18 protein-coding genes and 1 pseudogene are annotated in these 21,507 nt (G+C 62.0%); 16 read left to right on the top strand and 3 right to left on the bottom strand.

Going from position 1 to position 21,507, the window contains the following annotated elements:
- Positions 1 to 706: 706 nt before the first annotated feature.
- The 11 genes from J0I79_RS16975 to J0I79_RS16925 all read left to right on the top strand — a co-directional run bounded on the left by J0I79_RS16975 (position 707) and on the right by J0I79_RS16925 (position 14,047).
- The gene (locus tag J0I79_RS16975; RefSeq protein WP_292860919.1) at positions 707 to 895 is read left to right on the top strand and encodes a hypothetical protein; all 189 of its coding nucleotides are present in this window, start codon (positions 707 to 709) and stop codon (positions 893 to 895) included.
- A gap of 180 nt (positions 896 to 1,075) precedes the next feature.
- Positions 1,076 to 1,975 carry a DUF3991 and toprim domain-containing protein gene (locus J0I79_RS16970; RefSeq protein WP_292860997.1) on the top strand — a complete coding sequence of 300 codons (900 nt, stop codon included), beginning with the start codon at positions 1,076 to 1,078 and terminating at the stop codon, positions 1,973 to 1,975.
- 283 nt (positions 1,976 to 2,258) lie between these two features.
- On the top strand, positions 2,259 to 2,864 hold the full coding sequence (locus J0I79_RS16965) for a DUF1419 domain-containing protein (protein ID WP_292860916.1): 606 nt from the start codon (positions 2,259 to 2,261) through the stop codon (positions 2,862 to 2,864).
- A gap of 10 nt (positions 2,865 to 2,874) precedes the next feature.
- Complete coding sequence (locus J0I79_RS16960; RefSeq protein ID WP_292860913.1) at positions 2,875 to 3,273, top strand: DUF3085 domain-containing protein; 399 nt, start codon at positions 2,875 to 2,877, stop codon at positions 3,271 to 3,273.
- Between the two features lie 83 nt (positions 3,274 to 3,356).
- A complete protein-coding gene (locus J0I79_RS16955) occupies positions 3,357 to 8,459 on the top strand; it encodes a helicase-related protein (RefSeq protein ID WP_292860910.1) in 5,103 nt (1,700 codons plus the stop codon).
- Between the two features lie 326 nt (positions 8,460 to 8,785).
- Positions 8,786 to 8,974: a hypothetical protein gene (locus J0I79_RS16950; protein WP_292860907.1), complete on the top strand. Its 189-nt coding sequence runs from the start codon at positions 8,786 to 8,788 to the stop codon at positions 8,972 to 8,974.
- Positions 8,975 to 9,394: 420 nt separating this feature from the next.
- Positions 9,395 to 9,865: a MucR family transcriptional regulator gene (locus J0I79_RS16945; protein ID WP_292860904.1), complete on the top strand. Its 471-nt coding sequence runs from the start codon at positions 9,395 to 9,397 to the stop codon at positions 9,863 to 9,865.
- A gap of 662 nt (positions 9,866 to 10,527) precedes the next feature.
- On the top strand, positions 10,528 to 12,273 hold the full coding sequence (locus J0I79_RS16940; RefSeq protein ID WP_292860901.1) for a ParB N-terminal domain-containing protein: 1,746 nt from the start codon (positions 10,528 to 10,530) through the stop codon (positions 12,271 to 12,273).
- 97 nt (positions 12,274 to 12,370) lie between these two features.
- The gene (locus tag J0I79_RS16935) at positions 12,371 to 12,859 is read left to right on the top strand and encodes a hypothetical protein (protein WP_292860994.1); all 489 of its coding nucleotides are present in this window, start codon (positions 12,371 to 12,373) and stop codon (positions 12,857 to 12,859) included.
- Entirely contained in the window at positions 12,840 to 13,724 is an 885-nt protein-coding gene (locus J0I79_RS16930; RefSeq protein ID WP_292860898.1) for a hypothetical protein, read from the top strand. The genes J0I79_RS16935 and J0I79_RS16930 overlap by 20 nt, the downstream gene beginning before the upstream one ends.
- Positions 13,724 to 14,047: a hypothetical protein gene (locus J0I79_RS16925; protein ID WP_292860895.1), complete on the top strand. Its 324-nt coding sequence runs from the start codon at positions 13,724 to 13,726 to the stop codon at positions 14,045 to 14,047. The genes J0I79_RS16930 and J0I79_RS16925 overlap by 1 nt, the downstream gene beginning before the upstream one ends.
- A 13-nt stretch (positions 14,048 to 14,060) precedes the next feature.
- Here J0I79_RS16925 and J0I79_RS16920 read toward each other — a convergent pair whose 3' ends face one another.
- Positions 14,061 to 14,369, bottom strand: coding sequence for an alkylphosphonate utilization protein (locus J0I79_RS16920; protein ID WP_292860892.1), 309 nt, complete (start codon positions 14,367 to 14,369; stop codon positions 14,061 to 14,063).
- A gap of 504 nt (positions 14,370 to 14,873) precedes the next feature.
- On the opposite strand from J0I79_RS16920, the gene J0I79_RS16915 reads away from it, so the two are divergent.
- The 3 genes from J0I79_RS16915 to J0I79_RS16905 all read left to right on the top strand — a co-directional run bounded on the left by J0I79_RS16915 (position 14,874) and on the right by J0I79_RS16905 (position 17,723).
- Positions 14,874 to 15,461, top strand: a complete 588-nt coding sequence (locus J0I79_RS16915; protein ID WP_292860889.1) for a hypothetical protein — start codon at positions 14,874 to 14,876, stop codon at positions 15,459 to 15,461.
- A 337-nt stretch (positions 15,462 to 15,798) separates the two neighbouring features.
- A complete protein-coding gene (locus tag J0I79_RS16910) occupies positions 15,799 to 16,725 on the top strand; it encodes a zincin-like metallopeptidase domain-containing protein (protein WP_292860886.1) in 927 nt (308 codons plus the stop codon).
- Positions 16,726 to 17,414: 689 nt separating this feature from the next.
- Positions 17,415 to 17,723, top strand: a complete 309-nt coding sequence (locus J0I79_RS16905; protein ID WP_292860883.1) for a DUF736 domain-containing protein — start codon at positions 17,415 to 17,417, stop codon at positions 17,721 to 17,723.
- Between the two features lie 194 nt (positions 17,724 to 17,917).
- Here J0I79_RS16905 and J0I79_RS16900 read toward each other — a convergent pair whose 3' ends face one another.
- Together J0I79_RS16900 and J0I79_RS16895 are read right to left on the bottom strand one after the other, a co-directional pair.
- On the bottom strand, positions 17,918 to 19,213 hold the full coding sequence (locus J0I79_RS16900; protein ID WP_292860880.1) for a DUF2130 domain-containing protein: 1,296 nt from the start codon (positions 19,211 to 19,213) through the stop codon (positions 17,918 to 17,920).
- A gap of 373 nt (positions 19,214 to 19,586) precedes the next feature.
- Positions 19,587 to 19,799, bottom strand: a complete 213-nt coding sequence (locus tag J0I79_RS16895) for a hypothetical protein (RefSeq protein WP_292860877.1) — start codon at positions 19,797 to 19,799, stop codon at positions 19,587 to 19,589.
- Between the two features lie 861 nt (positions 19,800 to 20,660).
- Between J0I79_RS16895 and J0I79_RS16890 the strand changes: the two genes are divergently transcribed.
- Together J0I79_RS16890 and J0I79_RS16885 are read left to right on the top strand one after the other, a co-directional pair.
- Positions 20,661 to 21,077: a hypothetical protein gene (locus J0I79_RS16890; RefSeq protein WP_292860874.1), complete on the top strand. Its 417-nt coding sequence runs from the start codon at positions 20,661 to 20,663 to the stop codon at positions 21,075 to 21,077.
- Between the two features lie 245 nt (positions 21,078 to 21,322).
- Positions 21,323 to 21,496, top strand: a pseudogene (locus J0I79_RS16885) (class I tRNA ligase family protein); the annotation flags it as partial.
- Positions 21,497 to 21,507: the final 11 nt, after the last annotated feature.

The raw sequence follows: 21,507 nt of genomic DNA, 5'->3' as shown, positions 1-21,507 counted from the left end.
ATAGTAACGCGGCAATGCCCGCGAAAGCCCTGCGGCGCTCATCTCGGACGTGAGCTGGGTTGCAGGCGCGTTCACAGCGCCGGCGGTAGATTTCTGCCTTCCCAAGGCGAGTAGGCACTGAGGACCGCGGTCCGGATGGTCGACCGGGTAGCCAACCGGCCCTCCAACAATTGGTTCAGCGAGCAGGGGAATCCGGCTGGACCGAGGACGAGATAGCCTGCGCGCTTCGAGTTCGCCCGCGTGCGCCTCAAGCAGGGAATTTAGCCATATTGCCAAGATGACAACGCTATCGGCGGTCAGCCCCATCAGGCTTGATGGGCCTCTCGTATTATCGTCGGTCATGGTGTTGCCCGGATGAGTTCTTTGTCCGGACGCAACTACGTGGCGGTATCGTCGGTACAGGAAGAACGGTTTCTTCGCCTAGGCCTTGACGAAGCCAGCATAAGTCAGCCGCAAGTGCCGCAGCCATGAATCCTCGAGGTTTCGTGGCGAGTGACGCGGCTCCTTTGCAGGGCCCATTTCCCGCTCTTTCGGCTTAATTCCCTTGTTCCAGCCCGGACCTTGCCGATCAACCCGCTGCGAGGTCGGACTACGCAAAGCGTGCCGTCGCTCACGGCTTCGCCATCGCGATGATCGCGGTCCCGGCTGGACCCGACGGGCGCCTGTCGAGCGGGGAATGGTCCCCGCGAACACGGGAGCCAAACACATGTCGCACGAACTCAGCCTCGCTCAGAGCCACGCCTGGAACCTCGCTCGCACCCTGATGACGCCGGTAATCCTCTTCAAGGTCAATGACAACGAATACGGCGTTCTTCCTGCAGACGACCTCGACGGCGACGAAGTCGACGCGATCGCCGAATACTGCCCATACACAGGCGGGCGGCCGGTTCATTGAACCGGCCCCCCCGCCGCGGCGTGCCGCTTGCGAGCGGCAGGCCGCAAGGGAGGCTGCGCCGCGGCAAAAGCCGCGCCCTTGCGCCCTTTGCTCTTCGCGGCGGTTGCGGAGTGTTCCGCCAATTGTGCGGAAGAAATTGATTTGAAGAAAGGCCGGCCGGAAGGCTGCCGGGAGAGAAAAATGGAAAAGACGGATATAGAAGCGCTGCGCGGCCGGGTCGGCTGTGCCGCGGTGCTGGAGAGCGGCGGCTTCACGGTCGACCTCAAGGAAAGCACTCGCAAAGCGGTCAAATACCGTTGGGGCGACGATATCATCATCGTCATCCATGACGGCAAGGGATGGTTCGACCCGTTGTCGGATCGAAAGGGCGATGTCTATTCGCTGGTGCAGCATCTGGACGGGGGCGATTTCCTGGAAGCCCTCGTGCAGGTAGCCTCGCTTGCGGGGTTCGTGCCGAGCGAGCCGGCATGGAAACGACAGTCTCGGGAGACCGAACCCAACCAGTCGGTTCCGAAGCGATGGGCGGCCCGACGCAAGCCGTGGCGCGGGTCGACGACCTGGCGCTATCTGCGCGATGAGCGGCACATTCCCGAGCAGGTCATCGCGACTGCGATCGCTCAGAACGTTCTGAGGGAAGGCCCGCGCGGCAGCATGTGGGCCGCCCACAGCGACGCGGCCGGTCTCGTCACCGGCTGGGAGGAGCGCGGACCGCAATGGCGTGGCTTTGCGGCCGGAGGCGGCAAGGTGTTGTTCCGGTTGGGGACGGTGACAGCCACCCGGGTCTGCGTCAGCGAAGCTGCAATCGATGCCATGAGCCTGGCGGCGATCGAACGGATCCGGCGCGACACGCTGTATGCCAGCACCGGCGGCGGCTGGTCCCCGGCGACGGACACAGCGCTTCGCCTGTTGGCGGGGAGGCCGAACACGCGCCTTGTAGCCGCCACCGACGCCAACCCGCAAGGCGAGGCATTCGTGTCGAGGCTGCGTGAGCTTGCCGGCGAGCTCGCCTGTGACTTTGAGCGGCTGAAGCCGCGCGCCGAAGATTGGAACGCAATGCTGCAGGACGCGGCATCCGCATGACGGCGCCGATCACTCAACCGAAAGGGTGCGCACGTTGCCATGACAGTCGGTTCGCGCCGCCAAATTGGGGAGGGCAACAAGGAAAGGGAGAAAAGAAAAGGGAACCTGGCTGCCGCATGCCCGCCGGTCGCGTGCAAGGGTGAAGCTTCGCCCGGCTGCGCCGGCCCTTGACCCGCCCGGACGGAGAGGCGGCCGCAGGGGAGGGGTCATGAAGGGCTGAAGATGATGGGCATCCACGAGGGTGCCGCGCGCTCAGGCCCGACGAGGCTGAAGGAGCCCGCAAATGAACCCCTTTTTTTCCAATCGTAAAGTCTACCAGGGCATCGCCGACCGCCGCCAGATGTTCCGTTTGTTCGATCGCCATGCGCAGCGCCCAAACCGCGAGCGCGTCGATGCCGGATCTCTTTATAGCGGGGAGTGGTTTGGAGTAGGCCGCGGCGAGCACGACTACATGCTGGAGATCCTGCCACCGCTCTGGATGCGAGGCGAGATGTTCGCGCTGCGCGAGTTCCTTACCTACAGCATCACCAGCGTCTTCTACACGCTCCGCATCGATAGCAAAACGCGCTACTATCATGCCTATTGCGACTTGAATGTCGCGCGATCGCCTGCCGAAATGCGCGATGCCATCGTCGAGCGCGAGTCCTGGCCGGTGAAGGCGATGACGCGCGAAGAGCGGCTGGAGCATATCTGGAGCGCCACGCACGACGAGTACCGCGGCTATGCTGGGGACCGCTGGCTGCCGGAGCATCGCGGCAAGCGCACGGTGCTGTGCTATGGCGGCCGGCAGGGCGCCATGCCGAAGCTGCTCGACGAGCTCACCGATGAAGAGATCGCGGCGAAGCTGCCGGTGCATCTGCGCCACCTTCCCCTGGCCGTTGCCGCGTGAGGGGGAAGCGATGTTCACTTTTCCCATTCTTGCCGTCCGCAAGGTCATCGAGCGCGGAAAGACCGATGCCGCCAAAAACGGGGGTTTTCGCAATCCCTATTATGGCCTCAAGCCCGGCCAGGGCGAGATCCCCGGCCTGTGGCTGGTTGGTGACGAGGGCGTGTATGTGCTTTCGAATGGCAAGCTCGCCGAGGGCCAGAAGGCGCTCCTTTGCTATTCCGAAGAATGCCACCCGATCGGTAACCCCGACTGGTTTCACTACAAGCAGCGCCATTTCGGTGGTGACGACGGGATCGAATTCATCGACGCCGAGCAACTGATCCCGCTGTTCGATCGCAACCTCCGCTGCACGCATCTGCGCATGGAACTCACCGAGGCCGAAGTCTCGCTCTCGCTGATCGCCCGCTAACCCCAGCAAACCTGCCAGCCCTTTCACGCGGACGCCAACGCCGTCCGCGCGATCGTGCTCGCCCTCAATCCAAGGAGATTTCCATGGCTCATGACGACCCCTTTACCATCGACCTGTTCGGCAGCACGGCCATTTCTTCCGGACTTGGCCTTGGCGTCACGGCCTTCGCGGCTGACTTCGGGCCGGGCGATGAAGATGATCGCGATTCTTCCACGCCTTCGCCGGTCACGCCGGCGGTTGCAGACATGCAACCGACGTCGAAGCCTCGACGGGCTCATGGACTGAACTTTCATCTTGCCGGCGACCGTGGGCTGGCCCGCGGTTGGAAGGATCGGGCCCGCGACAACATCGCTTCGATCAGGCTCGCCGCCGAGATCGAGGCCCACGATCGTCCTGCCACGCGTGAGGAGCAGGAGCGGCTGATCCGGTTCACCGGTTTTGGCGCGTCCGACCTTGCCAATGGTGTCTTCCGCCGTCCCGGCGAGCTCGGATTCCGTAAGGGCTGGGACGACATCGGCTCGGACCTGGAAGATGCCGTCGGCGAGATCGACTATGCCTCGCTCGCGCGCTGCACCCAATATGCCCATTTCACCCCGGAGTTCATCGTCCGGGCAATCTGGGCGGGCCTCCAGCGTCTCGGATGGCGCGGCGGTCGGGTTCTTGAACCAGGCGTCGGAACCGGCCTGTTTCCGGCGCTGATGCCGCAGTCGTTGCGCGATGTTTCCCATGTCACTGGGATCGAAATCGATCCCGTCACCGCGCGTATCGCGCGGCTGTTACAGCCGCAAGCGCGGATCATAGCCGGCGATTTCGCCCGCAACGACCTGCCGTCACATTTCGATCTTGCGATCGGCAATCCGCCGTTTTCGGATCGAAGGGTGCGCTCCGATCGGGCATATCGGTCGATGGCATTGCGGCTGCATGACTATTTTATCGCGCGCTCCGTCGACCTGTTGAAGCCGGCGGCATTCGCCGCCTTCGTCACCAGCTGCGGCACGCTTGATAAGACGGACAAGACCGCCCGCGAGCATATCGCGAAGTCGACGGACCTGATCGCCGCCATCCGCTTGCCTCAGGGCAGTTTCCGGGCCGACGCCGGCACGGATGTCGTGGTCGACATCCTCTTCTTCCGCAAGCGCAAGATCGGCGAGCCAGAGGGCAACCTGTCATGGCTCGACACCGAAGACGTTCGGGCCGCGACCGCAGATGAGGGTGCGATCCGCGTGAACCGCTGGTTCGCGCGCCACCCGGATTTCGTGCTCGGCACGCATGCCACGATCTCGGGGCCTTACGGCGAGACCTATTCCTGCCTGCCCCATCCCGGCGTCGATCTGGAGCGAGCACTCACGGCAGCGACCTCCCTCCTTCCGGAAGCCATTTACGACGGCGAGCCGGCCAAGATTGATCATGAGATTGATCATGACGCCGAAGACAGTGCCGATGCCGCCGATGCCCTGCCGCAAGGCGACGGCGTGCGCGAGGGCAGTTTCTTTGTCGCGAAAAATGCCGCCCTCGCGCAGATGATCGATGGTGCTGCCGTCACCATCACCGTGCGCAACGGCAGGGCGAGCGAAGGCGTGCCCGAAAAGCACGCGCGGATCATCCGCAAATTGATCCCCATCCGTGATGCCGTGCGTGAAGTCCTGAAGGCGCAGGAGTTCGACCGGCCCTGGAAGCCGGCCCAAGTCAGGCTGCGCATCGCATGGTCGAATTTTGTGCGCGCCTTCGGCCCCATCAACACGACCGTCGTTTCCACCAGCGAGGACACCGAGACCGGCGAGGTCCGCGAAGTGCATCGCCGGCCGAACCTCCAGCCCTTCCTTGACGATCCCGATTGCTGGCTGGTGGCTTCCATCGAAGACTACGATCTTGAGACCAATACAGCCCGGCCGGGTCCGATTTTCACCGAGCGCGTCATCGCGCCGCCAGCAGCACCCATCATCACAAGTGCTGCCGATGCGCTTGCCGTCGTGCTCAACGAACGCGGCCATGTTGATATCGGTCACATCGCCGAGCTGCTGCACGCCGATGCCGAAGCAGTCATCGCCGAACTCGGCGACGCCCTCTTTCGTGATCCCGAGACCGGTTCCTGGCAAACGGCCGACGCCTATCTCTCCGGCCAGGTACGCGACAAGCTCAAGGCCGCACAAGCCGCTGCCGCACTCGACCCCGTCTTCGAGCGCAATGTCCGCGCCCTGGTCGAGGTTCAGCCGGCCGATCTCCGGCCGTCCGATATTACGGCCCGTCTTGGCGCACCATGGATTCCCGCCGCCGATGTTGCCACGTTCGTCAAGGAGACGATGGGCGCCGAGATCAGGATCCATCATATGCCGGAGCTGGCATCGTGGACGGTTGAAGCGCGGCAATTGGGATGGATGGCGGCCGGCACGTCCGAATGGGGCACCGATCGCCGTCATGCCGGCGAGCTCCTGGCCGACGCGCTGAACAGCCGGGTGCCGCAGATCTTCGATACGGTGAAGGAGGGCCAGGCTGAAAAGCGCGTACTCAATGTCGTGGATACGGAAGCAGCCAAGGAAAAGCTGCAGAAGATCAAGACCGCTTTCCAGAACTGGGTCTGGTCCGATCCCGACCGGACCGACCGGCTGGCGCGGGTCTATAACGACCGCTTCAACAACATCGCGCCCCGACGATTCAACGGGGATCACCTGCAACTTCCAGGCGCCTCCGGCGCCTTTTCTCTTTATGGGCACCAGAAGCGCGGCATCTGGCGCATCGTGTCGGCCGGCTCGACCTACCTCGCCCACGCCGTCGGCGCCGGCAAGACCATGACGATTGCCGCGGGCGTCATGGAGCAGCGCCGGCTTGGCCTGATCGCCAAGGCCATGTTGGTCGTTCCCGGCCATTGCCTTGCACAGATGGCCCGCGAATTTCTGGCGCTCTACCCGACCGCCCGCATCCTCGTCGCCGACGAGACGAATTTTTCTTTAGCCAAGCGACATCGCTTCCTGTCGCGCGCGGCGACCGCCGCTTGGGACGCGATCATCATCACGCACAGCGCCTTCCGCTTCATCGGCGTGCCGTCGGCATTTGAGCAGCAGATGATCCACGACGAACTGGAACTCTACGAGACGCTGCTGACCAAGGTCGAGAGCGAGGACCGTGTCTCGCGCAAGCGTCTCGAGCGGTTGAAGGAGGGGCTGAAGGAACGGCTGGAGGCGCTGGCTACCCGCAAGGACGACCTGCTCACCATCTCCGAGATCGGCGTCGACCAGATCATCGTCGATGAAGCCCAGGAATTCAGGAAGCTCAGCTTCGCCACCAACATGTCGACGCTCAAGGGCGTCGATCCGAACGGCTCGCAGCGGGCCTGGGACCTTTATGTCAAATCCCGGTTCGTGGAGACGAAGAATCCGGGCCGGGCGCTGGTGCTGGCCTCGGGCACACCGATCACCAACACGCTTGGCGAGATGTTCTCGGTGCAGCGCTATCTCGGTTACCAGGCGCTGCTTCAGCGCGGCCTGCACGAATTCGACGCCTGGGCTTCGGCCTTTGGCGACGTCACGACTGAACTCGAATTGCAGCCATCCGGCAAATACAAGCCGGTGACCCGCTTCGCCACCTTCGTCAACGTGCCGGAGCTGATCGCAATGTTCCGCTCCTTCGCTGATGTGGTGATGCCGCAAGACCTTCGCGAATATGTGAAGGTGCCAGCGCTTTCGACCGGCGCACGCCAAATCATCACCGCCAAGCCGTCCGCGGCCTTCAAGCACTACCAGATGGTGCTCGACGCCCGCATCAAGGCCATTGAGGAACGCGACCGCCCGGCGGAACCCGGTGACGACATCCTGCTCTCGGTTATCACCGATGGCCGGCACGCTGCTATCGACCTGCGCCTGGTCGACCCGGACAATGACAATGAGCCGGACAACAAGCTCAATGACCTGATCGGCAATGCCTTCCGTATCTGGCAAGAAACGGCGCAAGGCACCTATCTCCGCGCCGACGGCAAGCCGTTCGAGCTTGCGGGCGCGGCGCAGATGATCTTCTCCGATCTCGGCACGATCAGCGTCGAGAAAACCAGAGGCTTTTCGGCCTATCGCTGGATTCGCGACGAGCTGGTGCGCAGGGGCGTTCCGGCATCGGAAATTGCCTTCATGCAGGATTTCAAGAAGGCGGAGGCTAAGCAACGCCTGTTCGGTGATGTGCGGGCCGGAAAAATCCGGTTCCTGATCGGCTCCTCCGACACGATGGGCACCGGCGTCAACGCGCAACTCCGCCTCAAGGCGCTGCATCATCTTGATGTGCCTTGGCTTCCCTCCCAGATCGAGCAGCGTGAAGGTCGTATCCTGCGGCAGGGCAATCAGCACGATTTCATCGACATCTTCGCCTACGCCACGGAAGGATCGATGGACGCCCAGATGTGGCAGAACAACGAGCGCAAGGCCCGGTTCATCGCGGCAGCGCTTTCGGGAGACACGTCCATTCGGCGGCTGGAGGATATGGGTGAGGGGCAGGCCAGCCAGTTCGCCTTTGCCAAAGCGATCGCCTCGGGGGATCCGCGTCTGATGCAAAAGGCAGGTCTGGAGGCAGACATTGCCCGCCTGGAGCGCCTTCGCGCGGCCCACATTGATGATGAGCACGCCGTTCGGCGGCAGATCCGCGATGCCGAGCGCGATATCGAATACGCGACCCGCCGCATCGGCGAGGTTGGCAAGGATATCGCGCGCCTCGTGCCGACGACCGGCGATGGGTTCAGCATGGTGGTCCGTGGCGACGCGTTCACGCAGCGCAAACTCGCCGGTCGCGCTTTGATGAAGGAAATCCTGACCCTCGTGCAGAACAGGCAAGAAGGCCAAACCACCATCGCCTTTATCGGCGGGTTTGATTTCAGATATTCCGGCGAGCGTTTCGGCAAAGACGGCTACCGCTATGCCACCATGCTGATGCGCACCGGCGCCGATGATGAGATCGAGCTGCCGCTGACCACCACGCCGCTTGGTGCGATTTCTCGCCTCGAGCATGCCTTGGCCGGCTTCGAGGGCGAGCAGGTACGATACCGCCAGCGTCTTGAGGATGCTGAGCTCAGGCTCACCTCCTATCGCTCGCGTCAGGGCGGCGAGTTCGGATTCTCTGGTGAACTGGCTGAGAAGCGCCGACAGCTTGCGGAAATCGAGACCGATCTTGCGTCTTCGATTGATGGCCAGGACCGGCCTGCAGCCGCATAGCAGGCTCGATACAGGCTGCCGATCATTGTCAGCCATTGACCGGCGGCAAAGGTTCAGGGCCGTTCGGGTGCAGGCGATACAGGAGGCGCGCCGAACTGCTTACCCATGTTGATGCCACGTTTCTGTCATGCTCGGCTCCGGCCAGCCAGACCACATGACGTAACGTCAAGAATCAGCTAACTGGATCATTGCGGCGGACCTGATTGGACCGTCCGGCTGGCGCCTGCGAAAGCCCCCCGCAAAAGCAGGCGCCGGCCTTTTAGCGCTTGAAAGGCGCGCACTCATATTGTTTCGTCTTGTTCCCATCCAGACACGAGGCAGTTGCGATGGCCGACACCAAAGCCAGCGCAAACCACACGTCCGTTGAGATAGTCGAGGCCATGGGCGAGTGGTTCGTCCGTGTTGTTGGGAACGGCGAAGAACTTACCCGATCATTCGACCTGGAATCGGTCGCCCTTGCCTTCGCGGAAGGCCAGCGGATACGCCTAGGGCTTAAGGACTTCAAGCGGATCTGACCCGACTTCCGCGTTCACACCATAGCCGCCTAAGTTCAGTTTGCTATTGATCCGTTGCGGGGCCGTCCTATGTCGTGCCGATCAACTTCCGTTCTTTACCATAAGACGGCAAGAATAAAGTCTTGCACCGTGCAAGCAAAGGTCTGACGTAACCGCTTTGGTTCCGTACTTGTCCGTTAGACGTTCCGTTATTTTAGCTAATCGGCATATAGGCGGCCCGTCACTTAGATGGCTGACGGGCCGCCTGTTTTTTGGTCTACAGCTTAGTCGCGGCCAAAAAGAACGCGTCAATTTCGGCCTCGGTCTTGCCCAGCGCCGCAAAGCCGGCCGCCATCATTGGCTTAGAATTGATCAGGCCCGGTTGCGCACAGGACATTGCTCAAATAGAGATGGGACATATCAGACAAAAGGACCGACACATTGACAGAAGAATCCGACCACCCCACCGCCGAACTAGCCGAGCTTACTGCGGAGATTGTTTCCGCCTACGTAAGTAAGAACCCTGTACCGGCTACCGGCCTGCCTGAACTGATCGCATCCGTGCACAAATCTCTGTCGGGGCTTGGTACGCCGATCGCGCCTGTCGTTGAGCCGCAAACTCCCGCAGTCAACCCGAAGAAGTCGGTGACGCCAGATTTCATTATCTGCCTCGAAGACGGCAAGAAGTTCAAATCCCTGAAGCGGCACCTTAGCACGGACTTCGGGCTGACGCCGGACGCCTATCGCGAGAAGTGGGGCTTGCCGCGCGATTATCCGATGACGGCTCCGAATTACGCCGCTCAGCGCTCGCAACTGGCGAAGTCCATCGGGCTTGGGCGCAAGGCTGAACCCGTCGCACCAGCCAAGAAGGCACCTGCGAAGCGGAAAGCCAAAGTGTCCGCCACCACCTGACGCACCGTAACGACTCACCTATGTCAAGGCGCGGCGGATCCCAATCCCGCCCGTGGCCGGCGCCATTCGGATAAGCTTCAGCGAGGGCGCCGGCCTTTGTTCTCAGCGTGGCGGAACTCGCCGGGCGAAGAAACCCCAACCACCTCAAGCCCGGCGAGCCTACACCTGATCAAAGTACGATCAGGACCGGGATCAACCGGCACCACGTCCGAAGCAAGAGCAATGCCAGCACTTTGGTCCCGAAACGGGACAATACCGGGGTCCCCCGCTAGCAGCCGGGCTTCTCTTCGGAAAGAACAAAAATAGAACAAAAACCTTGCGGGCTCTCGCCACGGAGCCGCGGCGCCGAGACAGAGAACCGTTCCGCTTATCGCCATGCCCCGGTCTACGTCGCAGGGTTGAGGAAAGGAAAACGAAGGAAGAATAAAACCCGCTCGCAGATCGGGCGGGCCGCTGCCGCTGGCGCTCAACCGCGCCGCTCGCAATCCCGGCCGCGTCGTCCTGCGCAGGGCTGTTAGCCCCGCTCGGCCAGCCGGGCAGGGATGCTCGGCCGCGGTTGCACCGGCCCGCCCGCTCCGCGGGCCGGGGGATGTCTTCGGGAAGAAGACGAGGAAGGACGCGGCGATCAGCGGCGTCCGCAAACCCCTTGAAGGAGCATCTCCATGGAACTGAAGTTTGTCGATCCGCGTGCGCTGAAGGATAACCCCGACAAGGCGCGACGCTCGAAGTCCAGTCCGCAGGCCGACGCGCTGCTGCTGGCTACCATCCGCGCCGTCGGCATCGTGCAGCCACCTGTCGTGGCGCCGGAAACGGATGGCGGCAACAGCTATGTCATCGACGCCGGCCATCGCCGTGTGAGGCAGGCCATTGCCGCCGGTTTGGAAGAAATCGCCGTGCTGGTGATCGATCGCGCCGAGGATGGCGGCGCCATGCGCTCGCTGGCCGAGACGCTGGCGCATGAGCAGCTCAATCCCGTCGACCAATGGCGTGCGATCGAGCGACTGGTCGCACTCGGATGGACCGAGGAAGCGATCGCCGTCGCTTTGGCGCTTCCCGTCCGCCAGATCAGGAAGCTGCGCCTGCTCGCCAACGTACTGCCGGCCATGTTGGACCAGATGGCCAAGGGCGACATGCCCAACGAGCAGCAGTTGCGCACCATCGCGTCGGCTTCGCTTGATGAGCAGAAGGAGGTCTGGAAGAAGCACAAGCCGTCCAAGGCCGATCCCCAGGTGTCATGGTGGAGCGTGGCGCAGGGCCTGACGAAGCGCCGCATGTACGCGCGCGATGCCAGCTTCGGTGACGATCTCGCCCAGGCCTATGGCATTGCCTGGGTCGAGGACCTGTTTGCTCCGGCCGACGAGGACAGCCGCTATACGACGGATGTCGAGGCCTTTCTTGGCGCCCAGCAGGAGTGGATGGCAAACGCTGTGCCCAAGCGTGGCGTGATCGTGGAAGCCGGTCAGTGGGGCGAGCCGAAGCTGCCGGCCAAGGCGGAGCGTGTATACGGCAAGCCGTCGAAATCCGATCACACCGCCATGTATCTTGACCGCGACGGCAAGGTGCAGTCGGTCGCGTACCGCATGCCGGCGGCCAAAAAGTCCAAGGACAAGAATGGCGACGATGGCGAGGTCGATGGCGATGATATCGTCGTTACGGCAAAGCCGCGTCCGGACGTGACGCGCAAAGGCATGGAGATGATCGGGGACCTTCGTACCGACGCACTGCACGAGGCGCTGTCGCGCGCACCGATCGAGGACGACACGCTGATGGCGCTGCTCGTTCTCGCCTTCGCCGGTCAGAATGTCACAGTGGCGTCGGGTGCCCGCGACATCTCCTATTACGGGGCGGCAGGCCTCGGCGAACATGCCGCGCGCCTGTTCGACCAGGAGGGCAAGCTCGCGTTCGACATGGACACGCTGCGTATCGCCGTGCGGTCCTTGCTGATCGACGTTCTGTCCTGCAGGGAGAATCGCTCGGACAGCGGCGTTGTCGCCCGTGTCGCCGGCGACGTCATCGCCGCCGACAGCTTCTTGGCCAACATGGGGACGGAGGATTTCCTGTCATGCCTGTCGCGGCAGGCATTGGAAGCCGCTTGCGCGGATACATCCGTCTTGCCCCGTCAGAAGGTCAAGGACACCCGTTCGGCCCTGGTCGAGCACTTCAAGGAAGGCCGCTTCGTCCACCCGTCGGCGCGGTTTGCGCCCACCCCTGAAAAGCTGACCTCCTGGCTGAAGACGAACGAGGCCAGGCAACAGCCTGAGGACGACGGCACGCCGCAGGACCGGGACGAGCTCGACGGCGATAAGGTTGTCGAGCCCGCGCATGACGACGTCGGCGAGGACGCCGCTCCGCAGGAGGAGGACCTCGCTGACGAACAGATCGAGCCTTACAAGGTGGCCGCCGAGTAGGCGGCTGCGCCTTACCTTTTCCTCCAAACGATCATTCCGCCGCCGGCACATCACCGGCGGCGGTTCTGTTTCCACCATGAGCACCACGGAGAAAATTATGTCCGCCCAATTGATCTATGACCTTGTTCCACTCGGATCCATCGTGACTTTTTCCGACGGATCCCCACGCCCGCCAGAGCGGCATCGCAAGAAGTTCGCAGCCTGGGAAAATCGCAACGGCGGCGGTCGCCTGATCCGCAAACAGGCCGAGGCCCGCGTCGGCAGTACGACGCTGCCCGCCTCGATCACCCTGCACAAGGGTGACTATGGCAGTCAAGGAACCGTTGTGCTGCGCGTCCACCAGACGTTTTCGGTCAACAGCGACCTGAGGTTTTCGGTCAAGGAGCGGCCCGCCATCGGCACGGTTCTCGTTCTCGACGGCGCTGGCGACGATGCCGAGCTTGTCCATCTTGCCGCCAATCGCAGGGCGGCCGAGGAATGGCTTACCCGCCACGGCTACCCCAACGCCGTGTTGCGGCAAGTCACGGCGGACACCGCAGCGGCGGAAGTGGGGGGAGGTCGGCACCATGACTGCGCGGACTTCTGAAACCGATGTCGTCCAAACTCCCGGTTTTTCGGAAGTTTCTTTTGGCCGAAGCGCCGATGGGCTTTGCGTTGCCATTGTCGGTGTCCACGCCTTCGCCATGGCTCCAGCCCGTGATGGCCGGCACTATCTCGTCACAGGCTGGCGTATATGCCGGCCCATGGCCGAATGGACGCGCGGCGATTTCTACGGCCATGCCGGTGAGCTTGCCGATGAGGCGGCGTTTCGCGCGCATGTCGAAGAGAACGCCCTCCACCAGCAGCAGCGCGCTGCTCTCGGACGTCGCGAGATCCCCTCGCGTGCCCACACGCCGTGGGGAACGTCGCAGGGAGCGACCGTCTATGCCGAGGGCGTCGTGGCTCACGCGACGGCAGGCCATGGCGGGTTCCATCTGTCGGTGGAGCGAAATCGCAAAGTCCATGAGATGCTCCGTGCCAATGACGGCTGGTATGAAGAGGACTGCCATTGGGCGGCCGTCGCCCAAGCCTTCCCCCAGCTCTTCACGGACTTCGAGAACGCTTGTGCGGAAAGGTCAATACGCGACTGGTACCCGGATGCCTGGGAGGCCATCCAAGAGAGGGTGCTCGAACCCGGCCAATCCGCGAAAAAGGACGAGCGGGCATTTTTCGAGAGGCATACCGATGACTGGGTCGTGGTGTCGGCGATCCGTTCCGAGCACGAGGCCGGTTTCACCGAAGTTATCGCGACCCCTGGCGGCAAGCGTGGACCGGGCACTGAGGAACGTCGCTTTCTCGTTGCGACCGACGAATACCATGTCGGCCGCTTTGGATTCGTCATCGATGTCGCGCGCCATCGTGTCTATGGCGGGCCATCGAGCTTCATGGATTGGCAGGGGAGGGACGCATAATGTCTATCCCCGATCGCCGCACACAGCTCTTTCGCATTGAGGAGGCTCGGCGCCAGACACAGCGCCAGCTCGATATGATCGACCGGCTGATCATGAAGCGGATGACGGCGATCATTCCGCGGCTCAAGCTCCAGCGTATCGGCCACCGACGCCGAAACCCTGCTGATGCCCGGGCCTTTCTCGAAAGGTATCGATCGAACCTCGCAGCGATCACACTGGAGAGGCAGCACGAGATCGGCGCGCTCTCACGCAAACTGGCCAGGCAAGATGCTGCTATTAAGGCACTGCGTGCCAGACTGCCACCGGACCTGATCCGCGCCTGATACCCCGGCCTGCTCAGCGCTTGCGGACGAACTCCGTTCGCAACACCAGCCCCTTGATCGCATCATGCCGGCAATCGATTTCTTCGGGATTGTCGGTGAGCCGGATCGACTTGATCACCGTGCCCTGCTTCAGGGTCTGGCCGGCACCCTTGACCTTGAGGTCCTTGACGAGGACGACGGAGTCGCCGTCGGCGAGCACATTGCCGGCGGCATCGCGCACTTCAATTTTCCCGGCGGAAGCTGCGATGGCAGCCATCTCCGATGCTGGTCGCCATTCCCCTGTCGTGTCGTCATAGACGTAGTCGTCTTTGGAATCGGTCATTGCTGCCCTCAATTCGGAGTTGAACACGCTACGCTGTCAGCTCGACATGGGAGCAGGCCAAAGAGTTGATCCGCCGCGGCGGACCGGAGCTCATCTATGCCTGCAGGGGCCGAAGTTCAAACCGCGTCCCTCGCGCAGTCTGGCGGGCAGGCGGATCGTGTGGCCGCGGGAAATGAACACATTTCCTCGTGCATGCCGATGTCCGAATTCATCCCTTGCCCGGTCTTCCCGGCGGGTTTGCTGCGGTCTGAACCGGCGGCTGTCCGCTTCAAGGCCGCTATCGCGCCGCGGGGCGGCCGGACCCCGCCGGTCTCGGCAAGGCTGGCCCGCGTCCCGCGCAGGGCCAGTGAAGAACTGACCCCGCTTGTCCGCAAGCCAACCTTGCTCGCCTGGCAGGCTCCGGACCCTGAAGCGTCCAGCTTCGCCGGTTCCTTTTGACCGCACCCGCAGGGAAGACCGGCAAGGGCCGGAACACCTGACGGGCATCGCTAGAAGGAAAGCTCAATGTCCAGTTCACCCCGCTCCACCAAGACCAAGGCCCGCATCGTCCAGCTCCGCAAGGGCACCACCCTCGAAATGGTCCGGCTCTGCTGCCCGGATGGCCACCAGGCCACCCTCATTTCCGAAAGCTTTGGCCTCTCCGTCCTCGACAGCGACGGCATCCGCGAATTCCACGAGCGCAGCCTGTCCGATGGTGCAGACACACTCTCCGAAGGCCTTTCCGACAAGGCGATGCAGATCCACCTGCAGAGGATCGTCGGATCGTATGTCGGCTCCGCCTTTGGAGCAGGCCAGTTCTACTCGAAGGCCGTCACCGAGGCGAGGGATGCCACGGCCAGGCTCGCCAATGACACCCGCGACGAGGACATTGACGGTCCGGTCGGCTTCGACAGCAAGGCCCAGCGCAAGCGCGAATTCGCCGCCGAAATGGGCCTTCAGGCACACGCGCTGCGCATGGCGGCCGAGGGCGCCGTTGCCGCCTACGAGCACATCGTCGGCGAGAGCTGGAAGCCCTACGAACGCCAGACCGAGAACCCCGGCCAGACCGTCAACCGGCAGGCAGCCGATCTCCAGATGGCGGCCCTTGGCTAACTGCCATCGGGCGGATCTTCGGCTCCGCCCGATCTTCTCACACTGAGGCTGGTTGCCGTTCGGGAACCGGCCCCTTTGCGTGTGCCAAAGTCACCGCACTCAAAGACGGACACGGCAAGTCATTAAGGCCGCGCCAATCGCGGCCGTCACGAATGATGGTCCTGCTCCGGTCCTCGTGCCGCGAAACGGCTGCGCCCTCCTGCACTGACGTTGCGGCCCGCAGGCGATAGTTCTCAACTTCCCCATCGATCCTCCGCGGGTTCGCGGACCTGCGGTCCTGCGCATTCGGACCTCGTGACGGCCGCGATTGGCGCGGCCTCGAATGGAGGTTTGGCAAATGGACAGGAAGAGCAACAAATCCCGCGTCGATATCTACGCGAAGATCACCGACCGCATCGTCGCGGATCTGGAAAAAGGCGTGCGACCGTGGGTGAAGCCGTGGAACGTCGCGAATACGACGGGGCGTATCACGCGCCCGGTGCGCCACAATGGATTGCCATATCAGGGGATCAATATCCTGCTTCTTTGGTTGGAGGCGGTTGCGAGGGATTTCGTGTCCCCGACCTGGATGACTTTCAAGCAGAGCGTCGAGCTGGGCGGTCATGTCCGCAAAGGCGAGACCGGCTCGATGGTTGTCTACGCCAGTCGCTTCGTACGCACAGAAACCGATGCCCAAGGCGAAGAGGTCGAGCGCGGGATTCCGTTCCTCAAGGCCTATACGGTGTTTTGTGCCGACCAGATCGAAGGCTTGCCCACGCAGTATTACGGCAATCCCGCGCCGGTGTCCGAGCCGGTGGAGCGGATCAAACATGCGGATGCGTTCTTCGCAAATACCGGGGCCGTCATCCGCCACGGTGGCAACGAAGCGTACTTCAATCCGGCTCTTGATATGGTGCAAATGCCGCCGTTCGAGAGTTTCCGCGACGGGCCCGGCTACTATGCGACCCTCGGACACGAAATGACTCATTGGGTTGGGTCGGAAAAGCGGCTTGATCGCAACCTCTCCCGTTATCACAAGGATCGCTCCTTCAGGGCCCACGAGGAACTTGTGGCCGATCTGGGTGGTTGCTTCTTGGCGGCCGATCTCGGCATCGTTCCCGAGCTCGAGCCGAGACCCGATCACGCAAGCTATCTTGCGAGCTGGCTCGAAATTCTCAGAAACGACAAGCGCTTTATTTTCGCCGCGGCCGCGCATGCCCAGCGGGCGGTCAACTATCTGCATGATCTCCAGCCGAATGCGACACAGATCGCGGAGGCGGCATGATGTTGCATTCTCCGATCGATGTCGGGGGTGGTGCGGAGCCATCCCCCAACCGCCTTCGTGCCCTCGCCTTGGCACCGGTCAGTTTGGGTAGTAGCCCGGCGTGCCGATGCAGATCAGCCGGCCCGTTCCGACGTCCAGCCCGAGATGGGCATTTCCATGACCTTGGCGGCCATCTATCTTGAAGGGGTAGACGCCGGACCTCGGAGTTTCGCCAGTCGGCCAGTCGTCACTGACCGAAGTAAGGCGGGTTACCTCCCTTTCCGGCTCTTTCGTTATGCGATGGCGCCTGTCGGGAGCGTCGGGTTTGATGGCGCCTCACCTTGGCTGCGGTTGCGGTGATCATGCCGGTGGATTCGCCTGTCGTCTGACCGGCGGTTTCATGGAAAGGCGCACCACCTGCGTCCTCGATGGGGCTGGTCTGACCGAAGGCCGTCTTCGCTGCGCTACGCCTCGTTCTCAAACCCGCAACAGCCGGTCGCGACTTTCTTCCCCTGACGGCTGCGCCGTCATTCCGCGCGGAACAAGAAAGCCTCGCCCTGGCTGCCCTTCACTGTCGTTGCGGCCCTAAGGACCACCCCATTGCGCGCGCGCAATGGGGACCCCGGTGGGTGCGGGCCGATCGCCTCCGGTCCATCGACCGCCATCGAGGTCGCGGTGGTCGCGGCCCGAGAAACTCAAGGAGACGACAAATGGCTACCATCGGCACATTCACCTCAACCGCCCACGGTTTTTCCGGAGCCATCAAAACCCTCAACCTCAACGTCAAAGCCAAGCTGATCCGCGTCGAGAACCCTTCCGACAAAGGCCCCCACTTCCGCGTCTACTCGGGTAGCGTCGATCTCGGAGCCGCCTGGCAGAAGGTCTCCAACGAGGGCCGCGACTATCTCTCGGTCAAGCTGGACGACCCGAGCTTCCCCGCTCCCATCTACGCCACCCTGATCGAGGTGGAAGGCGAGGAAGGCCTGCAGCTGATCTGGTCTCGTCCCAACCGGGACTGATCGCCTCGACGAGGGCTCCGCCGCAAGGCGGGGCCTTCGGCCGTTCCCAAACCAAGCCCGCAGGCCGAACGAGAAAGCCTGACGAAGCGATGGCTGCGGAGTAGGGGCTCGGCTAGTGCCGTCTTCTGGTCGCGTCTCAGTTGGGCTAAGTCGTTGTGAGGAGTCCTGATCGCCTAGGGCGACCTGAAGGCCTCCTATTCAGTTTCATGCGAAGAGGCTTCAATCGCCAGCACATCCAAGGCCTCAATCTCCTGCATCACCTTTCCGGCGATACCTTGCAAGTCGCCGTACATCCCGACGGTCGACTCGATTACGCCTTGGATTTGAGCCTCCCGCTTGGCCCAAAGGCGTGTTGTGGCCTTGCGTTCCTTGGCGAGGTCCGCCTGCATATCGGAGAATTTCTCCACGATCGCTTCGACGCGATGGCGGAACCGCGGACCGGTCAGATAGCCATAGACCTGTTCCATTTTGGTGGCCTGGCCGTCCTGGGCGAGGCGGGAGTTCGCCAGCTCGATCAGGGATTGCCGAAGCATGATGGCGATCGGGATCGCGCATTTGGGATGGGCGACATAGACGCCGTCCATAAGATCGAAGGTTTCCACGCCGGGAGGCAACGCTTCCGAGATCATCAGCGCAATATCCGCTTTGGCGGCTCGTTGATCTCCCCTGAGCTTCCCGAGCCAACCCTGGCTCCAGTTCTTGGTGCGTTTCGATTCCCACAAAATGGCGCCGTATGGCTGGCCGGCCGGTCCGACCACGCGGTGCAGGACATCTCCGCCGAACTCGCCCTTGGCGACCGGCTCGATGATGTCCATCGGGAACCGGCTGGCAATGAGGGACTCGAGCTCAAGCTCGAGGACCTCGCCCTGCAGCTGCTGAGAACCCTGTTCCGCACGGCGCTTCAACTCCTCGATCTGGCGCTGCATGCCGGCGATCTGTTCTTCTTTTTCGGCAACCTTCATTTTGAGCCCGTCTTCGGCTTCGGACCTCGCCTTTACGCGAACGGCGTCCAGTCCTTCCTGGATCTTCCTTTCGATGGTCAGCGCCATCTCCCGCTTTTCATCGTCAAGCGCACGCTGCTGTTTCAGGAATTCCGCCTGTTGCTGCTGGGCCTCGGCCAGCTTTTCGTCGCGCGCCTTCAACGTCGCTTCCAACTCGGCAAGCTTGTTATCCCTGTGCTCGAGGTCTACCGAAAGCAGCAATTTTGCCTTGCGGGCTTCCTCGATCGCGATTGCGGCACGTTCAAGCTTGATTTGCTCAGCAACCTGGTTGCCGATGTCCTCTTTGGCGGCGTCGATCGCGGCCTGCTCGCGTTTAAGCTCTTCCTCCCGAGCCGCCATTGACGCGTTGCTCTGCGCCAAGCGCCGTTCATAGTCCTCGCGGGTGGCGGCAATCAGCGGCGCCGCGAGCGACTCGTTGAGCTTGATCTCCGTTTTGCAGCTTGGGCAGCTGATTGTCGGTTCATTGAGAATCCGGGGCTGGACAGTCATTTGGCGCGCTGACTCACTGGGGGCTGATGTAGTTTCAGACTATATATTACCGCTCTTTCTAGGAAAAGAACAAAGAGCGAACAATGGTGTTATCCCCAGAGTAAGGACGGAACGTCGATCTCGTCGTCGAATTCCGCCAAACGGCACGGTGAATCCGCCGCCTTGTACGAATGCCTGTTTCTATTTTGCCATCGGATCGGCATCCAGCGGGAACCTGACCCGAGAATGAAATCAAACAGCGCTTGAGCCCAGCGCTGTCGCCTGCTGGGGTGCCGGAATCCTTGCTGCGGCTTCGGCCTGTCCGGCATTGTGACTGCAGCACCGACGCGCGGTCCGGTTGGACCGCGCGGCAACTTCGAGCGGCGAGCTTCCGCTAATGATCATATTTCTCCGCTATTGCGGCGATGCATACCTCGAGACGCTCCAGGCGGGATTTCGCAATACGAAGTTCATTCCCGGCGTCGAAACGTCGATGGCGCCCCTGTGGTGTGGTCGCAATGAGGTTTCGCTCAAGTTCGGCAATGTGCGCACGCACCTGTCGGGCATCGTCCTGACGCAACGCCTTGATCCATCCACGCCCGCGCATCAGTCTTCCTACCAGCACCCCGAAAGTCCTGCCCGAGTTATGCCACCGAGACCCTAATTTGCGGCAAGCCGAAACAGTCGAAATTTAACTTCCGCTAATGCGATTACATTTTTGACAAGGCGTTCATCCGGTGGAATGGGACCAGGATCGGTGAAGAACGTCTACCGGCGTTGCTCGATTGAACTCGTGCCCTTCGGGGCGAAGAAACACGTCCATCTGAACCTCTGGTAGGCCTCGAACTTCATATGCGGAATGATCGTTCGATAGAACGTCATCAATCGCTCGCAGAGATGGTAGCGATCATCGGCTGAGGCTTGGACGCGCTCGCTAGGGATAAACCACTCTGGCTCTTGTGACTCATTCAGATAGGAAGGGCGAGGCAGCCTGACGTAATAGCCGTCTTTCGTCTCCCTGACATCGCGCGAGTCTATCGGATGGCAATCTTTGTTGCCGCAGCAATCATATTGCAGAACCGGATCAGTCTTGCCGGTGTACCAATCGTGAGCATCAGCATTGCCAGCCAAGACAAGCCACGCCAGCGCGATACGTCTTCGTGGCCGTCTGATGACATCCCCCCGCATACCGCATAGGATATATTAGCACAGTCTAATTGTCATGCTGGAGCCGCATGCATGCGGTCGAAGCCGCCAACGGGTTCTCAATTATTCAATCGCCTTCGCCAATGCGTGGAAAACGAAACAGTCCGGCAAGATACGGTCGCGACGGGATTGTCGTGGGCCTTGATGCGAGGGCATGTCGAACAGTCGCAGGCAAGACGGTGCCTTCGCGCTGAGGCGTGCCCCATGAAAAGGCGGGAGAGTTGGGCTGGTATGTGGATAATCAGAGCTGGCGTCTTGCCGATTGCGTGAGCCGACGCGCACTCTCGCCGCCATGGTGGCGGAGCATGTTGAATTGGCCTTGTTTGAGCAGTCACTCGGCAATATCGAGGGCCTCAATCGACCATTCGGCGATCGTGTGGCTGACGCTGCGGAAAAAACTGGAGGTTCTGTTCTGTTCGATGTTCGTGTCGACGGCGACAGCTGCGTTCAGCGGATGGCTGCGATTGGATATGGCGTGACCGGCACAGCAATAATCGTGATGGGGAAGAACGGACAACTTGGATGCGCATCGGTAAGTGGGGACACCGCCCTTTTGGTGGCGGCATTGGCTGCCTGGAATGCGTCTCCGCTGAGCGAGCAAGCCAGGGTTGACCACAGCGCAACGGCCAGCATCCTGCTAGCCAGGCTTCGGAGCTCAGGTCACTTCGCCCGTTTCTAGCCGGCTCAGCGCTGCTCGTACCCGGCGGCCAAATAACTCCTCGGCTCATAGAGGACTGAACAAGCGCTCGGGCTGCGTCGCTTCGATTGAGGATAGCCCTAATTTGGCTGTTCAGCCAGGAGGCTTCTTATACAACCTCACCATCACGCCCCGCCAGCGGGCCGTTCAATCCACTTGGTCAACGTAGCCTAATCGCGTACCAAGACCTCGTGCCATCCAGTTGGCTCGCCTTGGTGCGCCAAGAATTGCCAGAGAAGAAATTCCCAAAAAAGCTCGACAAAATCTATGATACCGGCACGATCGAACCGAAGATCGCCCAAAAATGGGATGAGGCCGACGCTTTACGCGCCGGTGCGAACGCCAGACCGGGCGCGGAAACCTTCACGATCGTGATCCCCCCGCCGAACGTCACCGGTTCGTGCTAAAGCCC

Source organism: Mesorhizobium sp. (genome assembly GCF_017306585.1).
GTDB lineage: Bacteria > Pseudomonadota > Alphaproteobacteria > Rhizobiales > Rhizobiaceae > Mesorhizobium.
The sequence above is the reverse complement of the archived record's forward strand: the minus strand, read 5'-3'. Positions and strand labels throughout refer to the sequence as shown.

Bases quoted from the DNA above. Each gene is read 5' to 3' on its own strand.
- J0I79_RS16935 (WP_292860994.1), top strand. From the start codon at position 12,371: ATGTCCGCCCAATTGATCTATGACCTTGTTCCACTCGGATCCATCGTG.
- J0I79_RS16930 (WP_292860898.1), top strand. From the start codon at position 12,840: ATGACTGCGCGGACTTCTGAAACCGATGTCGTCCAAACTCCCGGTTTT.
- J0I79_RS16940 (WP_292860901.1), top strand. From the start codon at position 10,528: ATGGAACTGAAGTTTGTCGATCCGCGTGCGCTGAAGGATAACCCCGAC.
- J0I79_RS16915 (WP_292860889.1), top strand. From the start codon at position 14,874: ATGTCCAGTTCACCCCGCTCCACCAAGACCAAGGCCCGCATCGTCCAG.
- J0I79_RS16970 (WP_292860997.1), top strand. From the start codon at position 1,076: ATGGAAAAGACGGATATAGAAGCGCTGCGCGGCCGGGTCGGCTGTGCC.
- J0I79_RS16925 (WP_292860895.1), top strand. From the start codon at position 13,724: ATGTCTATCCCCGATCGCCGCACACAGCTCTTTCGCATTGAGGAGGCT.
- J0I79_RS16910 (WP_292860886.1), top strand. From the start codon at position 15,799: ATGGACAGGAAGAGCAACAAATCCCGCGTCGATATCTACGCGAAGATC.
- J0I79_RS16960 (WP_292860913.1), top strand. From the start codon at position 2,875: ATGTTCACTTTTCCCATTCTTGCCGTCCGCAAGGTCATCGAGCGCGGA.
- J0I79_RS16895 (WP_292860877.1), bottom strand. From the start codon at position 19,799: ATGCGCGGGCGTGGATGGATCAAGGCGTTGCGTCAGGACGATGCCCGA.
- J0I79_RS16905 (WP_292860883.1), top strand. From the start codon at position 17,415: ATGGCTACCATCGGCACATTCACCTCAACCGCCCACGGTTTTTCCGGA.
- J0I79_RS16920 (WP_292860892.1), bottom strand. From the start codon at position 14,369: ATGACCGATTCCAAAGACGACTACGTCTATGACGACACGACAGGGGAA.
- J0I79_RS16955 (WP_292860910.1), top strand. From the start codon at position 3,357: ATGGCTCATGACGACCCCTTTACCATCGACCTGTTCGGCAGCACGGCC.
- J0I79_RS16900 (WP_292860880.1), bottom strand. From the start codon at position 19,213: ATGACTGTCCAGCCCCGGATTCTCAATGAACCGACAATCAGCTGCCCA.
- J0I79_RS16975 (WP_292860919.1), top strand. From the start codon at position 707: ATGTCGCACGAACTCAGCCTCGCTCAGAGCCACGCCTGGAACCTCGCT.
- J0I79_RS16950 (WP_292860907.1), top strand. From the start codon at position 8,786: ATGGCCGACACCAAAGCCAGCGCAAACCACACGTCCGTTGAGATAGTC.
- J0I79_RS16965 (WP_292860916.1), top strand. From the start codon at position 2,259: ATGAACCCCTTTTTTTCCAATCGTAAAGTCTACCAGGGCATCGCCGAC.